Here is a 13867-nt window from a genome sequence, read left to right on the forward strand (position 1 = left end):
TGATTTCAAATGGATGGGTAAAAATAACTAATTTTTACACTAATTCTTATCTTGAATAAGTTTATATACTGTCCTAGGTATCATATAGACCAATTAAAGCCCCAAATTCTCCTAGGAAGTTAATAAGTCTTTTGCACTTTTGAGAGCCGATTCGGAAGGCTTCGCGCCAGCGATCATCTTCGCAATTTCCAGGATTCGCTCTTCCTCATTTAAGGTTTTTATCTTACTCGCCGTTTTCGCGGCACTATTATCTTTATAAACGAAATAATGCTTTTCACCTTTCGCCGCCACCTGCGGCAGATGACTGATACAGATTACCTGGTGGTTTTTGGCAATTTCCTGCATCATCGTAACCATCTGCAAGGCCACTTCCCCGGAAATACCTGTGTCTATCTCATCAAAAATCAAGGTGGGCAGTGCGATCTTGTCGGCCATTATGTATTTTATGGCAAACATCAATCGTGAGAATTCTCCCCCTGAGGCCACCTGACGGATTGGCTGTGGTTTGATGCCTTTATTAGCAGAAAACTGGATTTCTATTTCGTCCACACCACTGTTGGTTGGAGGGACTGTCTGATGATTGATGACCATGCTGGCATTCTCCATTCCCAGATGGGCGAGCAAGCCAGTGATTTGAGCCGCAAATTCCTTGAACTGACCTTTCCTCTTTGCAGATAATTTATTTCCCGCTTCCTGCAAAGCCTTTTCATTCGCCTTCAATTCCTGATGGAGCTTCTCCAGCTCATCATCTAAGTTTTCGACCTGCAGGGCTTTATCCGCTAAGTCAGCTTCCAGTTGGATCAATTCTTCCACAGTCTGAAGTCCATGCTTCTTCTGCAGTTGATAGATCTTGCTTAGACGATCGCGGATTTCCTCCAGCTTATCAAAGTCCACTTCGATTTTGCTATCCTCATCCTCCAGACTGCCTGCAATATCACTTATCTCAATGAAAACGCTATTAAAACGCTCTTTCAGCTCCTCAAATTTTGAGCTATACCTCGCCAGTTGTTGTACGTTTTGGTTGGTTTGCTGAAGGAGGTGCATTGCTCCAAGATCTTCTCCCTGGAGTGTCTGCAGACTTTCGTTGATCTTAGACTTGATCTCCTCAGCATTGTCCAGGATCTCCTGCTCATTCTCCAGCTCGAGCTGTTCTCCGGCTTGCAGCTGTAAGCTGGATAATTCTTCTAGCTGAAACTGATTGAAATCAGCCTCTTTCCGAAGGTCCGCCGCATCCTTAGCTAGGGCTTCATAGGACTTCTTTGCTTTTTTGTAGGCCTTATAATTACTGGTATAATGCGTGATTTCCGCTTGAGTATTTGCAAAGCCATCAATCAGGCTTAGTTGGTATTCAGAAGCGCCGAGCATGAGATTATCATGCTGGGAGTGAATGTCCATCAGGGCTTTTCCGAGGCTCTTTAGTACCTCCAGTCGTACAGGAGTGTCATTGACAAAAGCCCTTGATTTTCCTGAAGGAGCGATTTCTCTTCGGATGATGCACTGGTTTTCGTAGTCCAGGTCTTGTTCCTCAAAGTACCCCTGAAGACCATAATCCCCAATATCAAATAAGCCTTCAATAATGCATTTTTGATCTTCATCATATAGGGATTTGATGTCCGCCCGATTGCCTAGGAGCAGCCCAATGGCGCCAAGCATAATCGATTTACCGGCACCGGTCTCCCCCGTGATCATATTCAGCCCTCGAGATGGACTCATCTCCAGAGATTCAATCAAAGCATAATTGGTAATGCTTAAGTTTTTTAGCATAAGTCTAAAACGCTTGGTGTTGGTTATGGGGTAAAATTAATTAAAAATTAATGGTTAGTCCTTAAGGATATCATTGTATTTTCTGGAGTTGTTTGGATCCACTTTTATAAGGGCTTCCACGGCCTGCTCCTTGATTTCCATAGGGGCATTCTTTAGCACCTTGCTTATTTCGTCAGACTTGGCATCCATGAAGCTGATTACCAATATGGTATTGGGCTGGGTGTCATTTACCTCCAAGAGTTTTTGGATGGAAATAAGGATGTTTTCATAGGCTTTCTCCGGATTGGAGATGAGCAAATCGAGCCCTTGGCGATGGTATAAATAGAAGGCCTCCCGCACAGGTTTGCTGACCTGAGAATTATATAACTCGTCCACCAGCCAAAATCTGCTCCTTCGGCTTCCCGTGGTTTGTCCCCAGCCATTTCTGCCTGCTTGCTGGGCATTGCTCATTATATTATTGGCAATCTCAAAATAGGGCTCCCCACCTTCCATCGCAAAGGTGTCATAATCTATTCCAATCACGATATGTGCATAATATGCCAATAAAGAGGTGATCTCGCTTAGATAAGAATAACGGCTAAACTCCATTTGCTGCGATTCCTTAAATTCAAAACTCCACTCACGATCCACATAATTGAAGGCTAGTGTTTCAAAACTGGTTCCATAGACAGGTCTTAATGCTTGGATTTGGACCGTAGCCTCAAAAAAACCAACCTGTGGCATATCATTAATGGTGACCAGCATATTGCCTTTGATTCTTTCACTTACAGTAAACTGATCTTCAGTCCAGCTTCGCCCATTTAGGAATTGCTCAAATGAATTTTTCATCTGTTCAAATATGTCCTTATTCTGAGTTCTGGCACGTTCACTATTAATGGTTACCGTGAAGTTGAGCTCCTGGGAATAGCCGCCTGTACTGGCTATTAGACAAAAAAAGAAAATGAGTAAAACTCTCATGGGCTGTAGATCAAATCAATAATTCTATAAATATAAGTGGACCAGAGCAATTTGAGAAATTTATTAGCCTTATGGGCAAGAAGGATTTTATGACCGAAAAGATTATTGGCCTTCAGTAGAAAATATTTTCTCAATCGATTTTACTATTTCTTTAGCGATATCGGTTTTAGACATCAACTCCGTACGATGGATTTTTCCATCCTTATGGAATATCGTCACCTTATTAGTGTCATGTTTGAAGCCCGCGCCTTGATCGTTCATTGAATTTAATATGACCAGGTCAAAATTCTTTCTTTCGAGTTTGGACAGCGCATTTTGGTTTTCATTAGAAGTCTCCAGCGCAAAGCCGATATGAACTTGGTGAGATTTTTTTACTTCTCCTAATTTAGCCGCGATATCTATATTTTTTTTGAGGGAGATGCTGAAGTCTTCGGCAGCTTTTTTGATTTTATCTTTAGCTGGATGAGCAGGGGCATAGTCTGCCACGGCTGCCGCAAACACGCTAAGGTCTGTGTTTTGATGTAGCTTAGCAGCAGCCTCATACATTTGGTGAGCACTGATCACCTTGGTGATGTGGATATTAGGATGGGTCGGCAGGGCCAGAGATACCGGACCCAAAATCAACTCTACTTTAGCGCCCTTTTCTGCCAGCTCTAGGGCAATCGCTAGGCCCATTTTACCACTCGAGTGATTGCCAATATACCGAACAGGGTCTATGGCTTCCTGAGTGGGGCCAGCGGTTACTAAGGCTGTTTTTCCCGAAAAACTCTTTTTAATGTCAGTATCCTGAAAATAGGATTTAAGATGTTGGACAATGTGCTCAGGTTCCATCATGCGACCTTGGCCTGATAGTCCACTGGCTAGTTCTCCACTTTCCGCGGCCAAAATAATATTGCCATATCCCTCGATGGTCCGGAGATTTTGCTGCACGCTAGGATGCTGGTACATGTCCAGGTCCATGGCAGGAGCCACCATGACGGGGCATCGTGCGGAGAGATAGGTTGCGGTGAGAAGGTTGTCCGAGTTTCCTGTAGCGATCTTAGCCAGGGTACTGGCGCTGATCGGAGCGATCAAAAATAAATCCGCCCATAATCCCAGTTCTACATGGTTAGTCCATTCTCCCGTTTCACTATGATGAAAACGATGATATACTGGCCTTTTGGAAAGGGTGGATAAGGTGAGGGGGGTGATAAAATCAAGAGCAGAAGTACTCATTATTATTTGTACTTCTGCTCCTTCTTTGACCAATAATCTGGTCAGATGCGCAGCCTTATATGCGGCAATACTGCCGGTGACTGCTACTACTATTTTTTTTCCTTGCAAGGGCATGGAAAATTATAGATTGTCGTCACCTTCTGGTTCTGGATGACGGAAATGTACTTTTCCTTCCATAAATTCCTCCATAGCCAAGGTGCTTGGCTTTGGCATTCTTTCATAGAATTTGGAGATTTCTATCTGCTCCTTATTTTCGAATACCTCTTCCAAGTTGTCCACCGTAGATGCAAATTCAGAAAGCTTATTGTTAAGCTCTTCTTTGGTGTCCAAAGAAATTTGTTTTGCACGTTGGGAAACCACGTGAAGTGATTCGTATAGGTTTCCAGAAAGATCAGCGACTTTGTCCAAGTCTCTAGTGATGATAGAAGGATTAACTGCCATATAGATATGTAATTTAATTGCTTATTGGTTTGAGATTTCTCCAGCTTTAGGAGCTACTGTTTGCTCAAGATCTTCCTTAGCCTTATTTTCTTTAATACTGTTTTCTCGAGCCTTTTGTTCTAATTTTCTGATCTCATCATATTGCACACGCAATTTCTGATGAGAATCCAACTCACTAGTGGACTGGGCCATCAGTGTAGAGACATCACCTAGGTATTTACTCTTAGGGTATTTTCTCTTAAATTCCTCACCAAATTCCATGGATTGGTTGAGACGTTCCTCTTTTTTGGCAAATACACTTCGCTCTGCGTATTCATAACTTACCTCTACCAGTTTATACGACAGCTCTTCCACATGTTCGCTATTAGGATAAGTCTTGGCGAAGTTTTGGAAGTTTATGATGCAGGCCAGGTAGAATTGACCAGGGAATAAGCCCTCGGTCAGTCGGTAGTACATCTTAGCTTCCTCATACGCTTTCTTTTCAAAACGCTGCTGAAGGTCATCGATCATGCCCATGGCACGCTCATAACTGTCAGATTTCGGAAAACGATTGATGAATTGCTGTATGGCTGAGACGGCTTCCCGGCTACTGGTCTGGTCAAGATTATAATCTGGCGAATCCATATACAAGGCATAGGCATGCATAAATAGCGACTCCTCTGCCAGTGGGCTTCGGCTATAGCTTTCGTAGAATGTCTTGAAATAACTTGCCGCCTCTATATAGCGCTTCAACCTAAAGTGCGCATAGGCATAATTAAATTGAGCAATTTCAGATTTTTCGCTTCCTCTTATGACTGGCAGTACCTTGTCATAGAGAATAATGGCTTTATTGTATTCCCCGTTTTCGTAGTACTCGTTGGCCGCAGTATATAGCTCATCCCAGTTGGTGCTTTTCTCGAGCTTATAAAATCGCCCACATGCACTTATAGAGGCCACTAATACGATTAGGAGTATATGTTTGATGCTGTTGTTCATAATTTTCAATCTGCAAATATAAGGGAAATTGATTCTGTATCAAAACGGATGGGGGATCAGGCTTCTCCGCTATTTTTTTACAACGAGTTTTTTGGTGATGATATTTTCACCGTTTACAATTAAAGTATAAAAATAAACCCCCGGATTGAAGTCACTGACATTGATAAGTACAGTCTTTTGCCGTGGGGAAAGGGTGATTTCCTGGATCGGGTTACCGATGAAGCTATTGATGAGTAATTTGATGTTTGCATTTGGATTTTTAATACTATAATCGATTTGGGCTACTCTATTGCTAGGGTTGGGATATACGCTCCCAAAAGAGATATCCCGATGATTGGTTTCTTCTTCTTTTGTTTCTGAGATACACTCATACACCCCTTCGACGATAAATACGTCACGCAAATCCTCAGAATTGGTGAAGTGCAGATCAAAAGTGCCCTTGGTCGTGGTGATCCCCATATTCATTTCTATATAAAACTCTGTGAATACCTCTTGCGGCTTTAGCGTAATTTTCACCTTAGCCAGGTCCTTTCTCGGATCAAAACACTGCTCACCTATGCATACTTTTAAGGTCTGCGATGAACCAATATTCCCACGCATGAATTTCAATACATATTCTTTGGCGGAGTCAGAGGTGTTTTGAAGAATGACGGATTTTCGTTGAATATCATTTATTTTACCTGTAAGCATAGCTTTATCGCTCAAGACATTTACTTGTCTTGCCTGTACAGTGGAGAACCCAAGGATCAGGTGAATAAAAATTATTAGCGATAAAAAATTTTTCATGTAAATAGTATGTCGATATGATATTCTTTTAAATGATTGACTTTCTAAATCTTATACTTATAAAAATACCGATTAGAATTCGGGAAAGGAAGTAAAGCTGGTTAAAAAATGTTAACCTTAGTGAAATTTTTTATAGTCGGTAGCGTTTATCACTAGTTTTGCTATTTTTGCTTTACCTTAAAATCCGATTTATCCTTCTCCGTGACCGATTCATTTATGATTTTTTCGATTTCATCCTCATCAGGAAAAGGGATTCTGATATTGGGTTCGTCAAAAAGATTTTTTTGATTTGGGTCTTTTTCGGTAGGGCTACGCCAAGTCATAATCATCTCCATAGATGGCCGCTCTTCTATTCTCCACGTGAAGCCTTTGAGCTGAGTGTTTTCCTCGGTAATCATATGCGGAGGAGTGAATGAGGCCTCTGGATTGATAGTATGATTGATGCTCGTGATATTCCCATCATCGAAGTGCATGATGATTTTACCGCATAGAAGGGCATTTACCCCCTGTACCGTGGTGTCATTTTCCAAAGCGAAATAGAGCGATTCCCCATTTCCTTCTACCTCCAGGCGATGCATGTCCCCATCCTTAAAGAAGCCGGTCATCTCCCGGCCTTTTATCTGATTATAGTTGACCACCGTATCTGTGGTCACCGCAAAGGAGTTGTTTTTTAAGAATGCCCGGTCAATATTTTCATTGGCAATCAGGAAATGAATGCTGTCCGCTGAGATCTGGCTCTTATTGTTCCATAGCAGTGGATCGCCATACAGGTATATCGTCGAGTCCGAATAAGTATATACCGTGGAATCAGATCTTCCAGACATATTTCCTTTTATAAATCGGGAATTGGGGAAGGCCAGCATATGGCGCTCCTGCGCAATCTCACTGTCCTGACTGATCAGGGTATCCGCCACCATATACATGGTGTCCGCCTCAAAATACTTCTGCACTAAGGCATTGCCATAGACTTCCGAGTATTTCTTTCCCTCCCAGTATTTGCCCTCATCGCCAAAGATCTCCAAATTTCGGTCTTTATGGAAAATACTTACATTGTTTGTTCCCTCGTAATATTTCTCCTGCTCATCATAGTAAAGCTCATCGCCCACCACGCGGCTGGTTTCATTTTCTACATCACCTTCATAAAATCGAAAAATCTTGTTTTCGGTATCATAAAAGCTGCCTTTTTTGGCATTTAGCACATCACCCTTGGTGGAGCGGATATTGGTCAGACCATCGGTTTCCGCGACCTTGGGGAGGGTGAAATAGTAGAGCACATTGGATTTGAGGGTGTACTCTGGGTTTACTAGGATGACATTATCCGTAAAGGTGATTTTTTCCAGCTGCGTATCATACTTCCCTTTTTGACTGGTGAGCACATTGGTAGAATCTACCACTTTGCCGGAGTTGAAATAGTCAGCCACACCCGTTTGGCGGTTATAGTCCAGGAAATCGGTGTAAAGTGTCGTATTGGATTTAGTAAACACCACATTGTCCCGCAGCTTCGCTAGAGAAGTATTTCCATTATAGTCAGCGTAGCGGCTGGTGCTAGTGACGGTGTCCTTAGGGTTTTTGATTCGTACATGACCGAAAAGTTCAGCACGGTTTTCGGTTTCTATGAAATTGGCGGAGTCGCAATAAATCAGGATGTCCTGGTGGGTCATGAATACATTCCCTAATAAGCGCTGGACATTTCCCTTATTTTTTAGATTGTCTGCTTGCTGGATTTCCAGAAATTTAGTCTTTGGCTGCGTCTGAGCGAGTAAATCGCCAGCTAGGAGCAGGGTAGGAAATATAAAAGCAAGGTATTTAAGGGTGTTTTTTAGCATTCTGTTTTTATCTCAAGCACAAAATTAATGAAAAATGGTATTTTTGGTTTATGCTAGCAGAGTTTATCAGCCATATACGTAGTAAAAATCTTTTAGATGTCCAATATCGGTATTTAATAGCCATTAGTGGTGGGGTAGATAGTATCTGCCTAGCGCATTTGATGAGGCAAGCGGCCATTCCCGTTGAATTAGCCCACTGTAATTTTGGTCTGCGGGCAAATGATAGTGAGGAAGATCAGCATTTTGTCGAGCAGATGGCGGAGCAATGGCAGGTAAAAGTACATACCAAAAAGTTTGATACCAAAAACTATGCAGCCACCAAAGGAATCTCCACCCAGATGGCAGCGAGAGATTTGCGGTACGAGTGGTTTGCCGAATTACTAGCCCACCATGGACTCAAAGGTACCGTGGTGGCACATCATGAGGATGATCAGCTGGAGACGATCCTGCTTAATTTGGCTCGGGGTACAGGCATAGAGGGGATTTATGGGATGTCTGAGCAGCGGGAAAAGTTGATCCGACCCTTATTGCCATTCTCCAAGCAGCAATTATTGGATTATGCCGCAAGGGAGGGGCTTTCCTGGCGGGAGGATAGTTCTAATGCACTGAGTGATTATAAGAGGAATTTTATCAGGAATGAGGTATTACCGCTTTGGGAGAGCCATGAGCCCTTGATAAAAGGCCAGTTGCACGCCAGTTTTGATCGGATAAAAGATACCGGTAAGGCTTTCTTTCATCTGTTTACAGAATGGAAAGTAGCGCATATTCACCAAAGTGGACGCTATCAAAAGCTCGCCAAAAGCGACCTTGAAGCAGTACCAGGCAAGGCCAGCTTCCTTTATTATTGGCTGAGAGAATATGGCTTCAATACCGCGGCGATAGAAAACCTGGTGTCGGTGGTGAGCACCGATCAGCAGGTGGGGCAGCAGGTCTTTTCTCAGGATTTCTGTGTGAATGTAGATCGTGAATATATTTATCTTGGCGCTAGGCAGGAGGAATTTGAAGAGATTATAATAGAGGCGACGGAGGTCGCTGTGAATTGGGAAAACACCGCTTATGATATCTTACAGCTAGAGGAAGTCCCCGCCCTGGATACTCGGCCAGAAAATGCAATGCTGGATGCCGAAAGACTGGAATTCCCCCTGCTGGTGAGGTCCTGGCAGGAAGGAGACCGATTTAGACCGCTGGGAATGAAAAAGTTTAAGAAAATCAGTGATTTTTTGATAGATTTGAAAGTACCTGTTTTACTCAAAAATGACGTAAAGGTGGTATGTGATGCAAGAGGGGAATTGGTATGGCTTCCGGGTTTTCGGATTGATGACCGGGTGAAGATCAGTTCTCTGACCAAAAAGGTGATATATTTTAAGGCAACCAATAAATAAAGGCTATGTTGAATCCATTCAAGCGGACCTATACAGAACAGGAACTAAAGATTTTCGATTTTTTGGCAGCGGTCCAGTTTTTTAGTAGCCTAAAAGAGGCGGAGATGTATCGGTTCTTGCCGGCGATTCATTATCGTAAATACCAGAATGGAGAGGCTGTTTTTTTTCGAAATGACCCTAGCCAGGCCTTATACGTTGTCCGCTCGGGTATGGTAAGTCTGAATGTGGACATCCGTGAGGAGTTTGAGACCATTCATCAGGTGCGCAGGGGGGAAGCCTTCGGCGAAAATTCCCTGCTAGACAGTGCCAAGAGGATCTATACTGCCGTGGTCGAATCCGAGGAGGCAGAGCTTATGGTGATTCCTAACTATGCTATCAAGGAGATTTTTGACAGTAGTCCTAAGATAAAAGCCAAAATGATCACCTCGCTGGCCCTTTATTATGACAATAGGAATCAGCAATTGTTCTCTTCCTACCGCAAATCCTTTGGTTTTTTTAACCTCAGCCAAATGTTTGAATAGACAGCAGGCCGAGTACTGCTTATATAGGTAAATATTGCCAGTAGAGGGATTTAGGGAATAGCAATAAAAAGACAAAATCCCTTCCAACTTATTAATTGAATACTTTATTTAATAGCTATTCTTTAATATCTTAGCGGAGCTTTTCAAAAAATCAATCAATAAAAAAATCATATATCATGACTAAAGTAACCGTAGTTGGAGCCGGAAATGTGGGAGCAACCTGTGCCGATGTATTAGCTTATCGCGAGATAGCCGAAGAGATCGTATTGGTAGATATCAAAGAAGGTGTCGCTGAAGGCAAAGCCTTGGATATTTGGCAAAAAGCCCCAATCAATGCCTATGACAGTAGAACGGTAGGCAGCACCAATGATTATTCCAAAACTGCTAATTCGGATGTAGTGGTGATTACCTCAGGACTTCCTCGTAAGCCAGGCATGACCCGTGATGACCTTATCGAAACCAATGCTGGTATCGTGAAGTCGGTAACCGAAAATGTGGTGAAGCATTCTCCAAATGCGATCATCATTATCGTTTCCAATCCTTTGGACGTGATGACGTATCAGGCTCATATCACCTCAAAACTTCCTCGTACCAAGGTCATCGGAATGGCTGGTATCCTGGATACTGCGAGATATAGAGCATTCCTTGCTGAGGCTTTGGATGTTTCTCCAAAAGAAATTCAGGCCATCCTGATGGGCGGACATGGTGATACCATGGTTCCTTTGCCTAGATACACGACAGTAGCAGGTATTCCTGTGACTGAGTTGATCGACGCCGATAAACTGAATGAAATCATCGAAAGAACTAAATTTGGTGGTGGTGAACTAGTGAAACTGATGGGTACTTCTGCTTGGTATGCGCCAGGAGCAGCAGCTGCTCAGATGGTGGAAGCGATCCTGAAAAACCAAAGAAGAGTATTCCCTGTTTGTATCAAGCTGGATGGTGAATATGGAATTGACGATTGCTATTTGGGAGTACCAGTTATTCTGGGCCGAAATGGTGTCGAAAAAGTAATCGAACTTCATCTTAACGAGGACGAAAAAGCATTGTTGGAGACTTCCAGAACTCACGTGAAAGAAGTGATGACGGTACTTGATAATATTGCCGCCAAATAATTCCTCTATAAAGGCGAATTAGTTAAAGATAAATCCTGGCTATAGGCCAGGATTTTTTACTTTTTGACCAGTTATAATTTGAAAGCTTATATACTTGTCCTTATTTTACATATTGTCTAATCAATCAGAAGTGATAAGCTTATGCTAAAGCATTTATTGGTGATCATATTGGTCTTGGTGTTGGGCTTGGCAGGGTATCTTTTTTTTACTTCCCGAGCATTTACCAATACCCTCGACGCTATGGAGTTGGTGTCCGATGACGCCATCTTGGTTTTCGAAACCCGCGAACCAGTGAAGGCTTGGAACCAGCTGGTCAGCCAGCCCATCTGGGGGAGATTGTCCGCTGTACCCTCCTTACAAGAAGTGGAAAAACAACTGGTGGCCCTCGATAGCCTTACCGGCAAAGACGGAAAGCTGGAAGCTTCCCTCGGTGGCAATCAATTCATTATCTCTATGCACCCCACGGCCAAGGCCGAATTTGACTTTTTATTTATGGTGGCTTTTGAAGATAAAAGCCAGGATCAATTTATCCAATCCATAAAAAGTAGGCTGGACGAAAGCCGTATCAATTCACGAAATTATAGCGGAGAAACCATCTATGAATATTCTACCATCGGCAGTCAGAAGAAACTCTCATATGCCTTACTGGAGAATATCATCATCGGCAGCTTCAATTCATTCCTGATCGAAGAGGCCATCCGCCATCTTCAATCCCCCAATTTGGCAGGGTTCAAGTCCACCTATAAAGAACTGTATCAATCCAAAAAAGACCTCAGCAAAGAAGTAGGGGTATTTAGACTAGGCACCCGTGGTGTGGCAGCCTTCGTCCATGGCGTGGCCCAAAGAGATGATCTGCGATTTGTAAATAACCTGTCTAAGCATAAAATGTCGGCAAACCTAACTATGAAATTTGCCGAAAATAAAATATTCCTCGATGGATTTACCTTCTACCAGGATGGCAACAAAGTCGATTTTAGCAATGAGAAAAAAAGACAAGGAAACCTCTTTAGCAAGTATATCTCCAACCGCACTGCCATCTATTTTCAATACAATATTGATAATATCGACCAACTGCAATCTCTAGCTAACTATGCCTTTGAACCCAAAAACACGCTCATGGGGGAAGTGCAAAAGCACCTTATCGATGAGGGGTTTCTGGATAAACTCACCGGCCAGATAGGCTATATGATGATGGAGAAACTCCCCAATACGGCGGAGGATAGGGTACTCATCCTCAAAACCGCCTCGCCAGATGCAGGACTTGCCGCTTTGAAGAACTTCAGCCTTAAACTGCATCAGGGAGATAGCAGCCAGCTGCTAAGCGATTATTATAAGGACCAAGAGCTCTTTGTGATCGATCAGCCCGAATTTCCCGCACACCTGCTTAATGGACAGTTTTTGGGCTTTCCGAGAACCTATATTTCCAAATATGATGATATGCTCGTGCTGGGCAATAGTCTTCGGGCCATCAAGGTCTTTGTGGATGATATTCATAATGACAATACCTGGGGACGATCCTTGAACCAAAAGCGGTTCCTCGATGGAATCTCTAAAAACGCAGGGTTCAACTTCATCGTCAATATCCCGAGATTTTGGCCCTCATTGATCGAGCTTAGCTCACCGCAGTGGAAGGCACTGTTTCAGAAATATGCCCCACAATTGAAATCCATAGACCTCATGGCCCTGCAGCTCAGTGAGGTGGGCGATGACCAATATATCAACTTAGAGCTGGGCTATAACCTGGCCCCTATTAAGTCTGTTCAGGACATTGTGCTCTCGGAGAGCCTCGGGCTGCAGTTTAAGGCTCCCTTGGTCTATGGACCAAAACCCCTCGAAAACTTCAACGACCGCAGCACCGACTTCCTGGTGCAGGACGAAACCAATGCCATCCACTTCTTCAATGATGAAGGGGAACGAATTTTTGAAGCGCCCCTGAATGGGCGAATTCTTACCGATGTATTTCAGATTGACTACTATAAAAACGGAAAACTTCAGCTAATCTTCGCCACCAAAGATTTGATTTATGGTTTTGATCGCTTGGGAAATGAACTTCCAGGCTATCCTATCCGATTGCCTGAAGGGGTGGAGCTTACCCATATGAACCTTATAGACTATAATAATAGTCGGAATTATCGTTATTTTCTATCTTCAAATTCAGGGGATTTATTCCTTTTGGATAAAAAAGGCTCTTTTCTGGATGGTTGGGATCCACGGCCGACATCAGGCAAGCTGGCTACAGGGCCGGCTCACCATAGGCTTTCGGGCGTGGGAGATTTTATGCTGGCACTTTGCAGAAATGGAGAGCTCTATGTGATGAACCGCCGTGGAGAGCTTCAGACTGGCGCTCCAGTCAATCTAGGCGAGGGAGTGGCGAGTGATTACGCCCTCATTCAGCATGCTGGCCAGGGAGAAACCCAGCTGGTGACCATTACCGCCGAAGGTGAGGTGATTCGTGTCAATTTCCGGGGAGAGCTCACCTATCGTAATCAGCTACTTCGACCGGACAAGAACACCAGGTTTAGTCTGGTGAAAGATCAGGCAGGTGATCGGTATTTCTTCGTGATCCAGGAGTATAATAAAATCTCCGTGCTCAACAGTGAAGAGGAAGTAGTGTTTGAGAAAAATATGGCCTCCGAGGAGTTGGATTTTCAGTTCTTCTCCTTCGGCAATGATAAAAACATCTTCGTGGTGATCGATAGGATACAGGAATTCATTTATCTATATAATCTCAAAGGCGAACTACTCAACACCCGACCTCTGAATGGTCGCGACAAAATTGAAATTAAATATTCAGGAAGCAAAAACGAATATACCATCTATACCATTCATGGTAATAGTTTTTCCGCATACAAATTACCATTGTAAAATACCTAAAGGTTAAGAAT

11 protein-coding genes are annotated in these 13867 nt (G+C 43.2%); 4 read left to right on the forward strand and 7 right to left on the reverse strand.

Annotated features, from left to right (window positions below):
* Positions 1-111 precede the first annotated feature (111 nt).
* The 7 genes from recN to B050_RS0105600 form a co-directional block, all read right to left on the reverse strand.
* Positions 112-1764, reverse strand: coding sequence for a DNA repair protein RecN (recN, locus tag B050_RS0105570; protein WP_018472907.1), 1653 nt, complete (start codon positions 1762-1764; stop codon positions 112-114).
* Between the two features lie 54 nt (positions 1765-1818).
* Positions 1819-2721 carry a type IX secretion system protein PorD gene (gene porD, locus B050_RS0105575; protein ID WP_018472908.1) on the reverse strand — a complete coding sequence of 301 codons (903 nt, stop codon included), beginning with the start codon at positions 2719-2721 and terminating at the stop codon, positions 1819-1821.
* A gap of 102 nt (positions 2722-2823) precedes the next feature.
* The gene (gene coaBC / locus B050_RS0105580; RefSeq protein ID WP_018472909.1) at positions 2824-4050 is read right to left on the reverse strand and encodes a bifunctional phosphopantothenoylcysteine decarboxylase/phosphopantothenate--cysteine ligase CoaBC; all 1227 of its coding nucleotides are present in this window, start codon (positions 4048-4050) and stop codon (positions 2824-2826) included.
* A gap of 6 nt (positions 4051-4056) precedes the next feature.
* Positions 4057-4377 (reverse strand): DNA-directed RNA polymerase subunit omega, encoded by a 321-nt coding sequence (locus tag B050_RS0105585; RefSeq protein WP_018472910.1) that lies wholly within the window; start codon positions 4375-4377, stop codon positions 4057-4059.
* A gap of 21 nt (positions 4378-4398) precedes the next feature.
* Positions 4399-5352, reverse strand: a complete 954-nt coding sequence (locus tag B050_RS0105590; protein WP_018472911.1) for an outer membrane protein assembly factor BamD — start codon at positions 5350-5352, stop codon at positions 4399-4401.
* A 69-nt stretch (positions 5353-5421) separates the two neighbouring features.
* Complete coding sequence (locus B050_RS0105595) at positions 5422-6138, reverse strand: T9SS type A sorting domain-containing protein (protein WP_018472912.1); 717 nt, start codon at positions 6136-6138, stop codon at positions 5422-5424.
* Positions 6139-6299: 161 nt separating this feature from the next.
* A complete protein-coding gene (locus B050_RS0105600; protein WP_018472913.1) occupies positions 6300-7964 on the reverse strand; it encodes an OstA-like protein in 1665 nt (554 codons plus the stop codon).
* Between the two features lie 50 nt (positions 7965-8014).
* Here B050_RS0105600 and tilS point away from each other — a divergent pair, with 50 nt between their 5' ends.
* The 4 genes from tilS to B050_RS0105620 all read left to right on the forward strand — a co-directional run bounded on the left by tilS (position 8015) and on the right by B050_RS0105620 (position 13847).
* The gene (gene tilS, locus B050_RS0105605; RefSeq protein WP_018472914.1) at positions 8015-9346 is read left to right on the forward strand and encodes a tRNA lysidine(34) synthetase TilS; all 1332 of its coding nucleotides are present in this window, start codon (positions 8015-8017) and stop codon (positions 9344-9346) included.
* 5 nt (positions 9347-9351) lie between these two features.
* Complete coding sequence (locus tag B050_RS0105610) at positions 9352-9867, forward strand: Crp/Fnr family transcriptional regulator (protein WP_018472915.1); 516 nt, start codon at positions 9352-9354, stop codon at positions 9865-9867.
* A 176-nt stretch (positions 9868-10043) separates the two neighbouring features.
* Positions 10044-10982 carry a malate dehydrogenase gene (mdh, locus tag B050_RS0105615; RefSeq protein ID WP_018472916.1) on the forward strand — a complete coding sequence of 313 codons (939 nt, stop codon included), beginning with the start codon at positions 10044-10046 and terminating at the stop codon, positions 10980-10982.
* A 141-nt stretch (positions 10983-11123) separates the two neighbouring features.
* On the forward strand, positions 11124-13847 hold the full coding sequence (locus B050_RS0105620) for a DUF3352 domain-containing protein (protein WP_018472917.1): 2724 nt from the start codon (positions 11124-11126) through the stop codon (positions 13845-13847).
* Positions 13848-13867: the final 20 nt, after the last annotated feature.

The organism is Echinicola pacifica DSM 19836 (genome assembly GCF_000373245.1).
Classification (GTDB): domain Bacteria; phylum Bacteroidota; class Bacteroidia; order Cytophagales; family Cyclobacteriaceae; genus Echinicola; species Echinicola pacifica.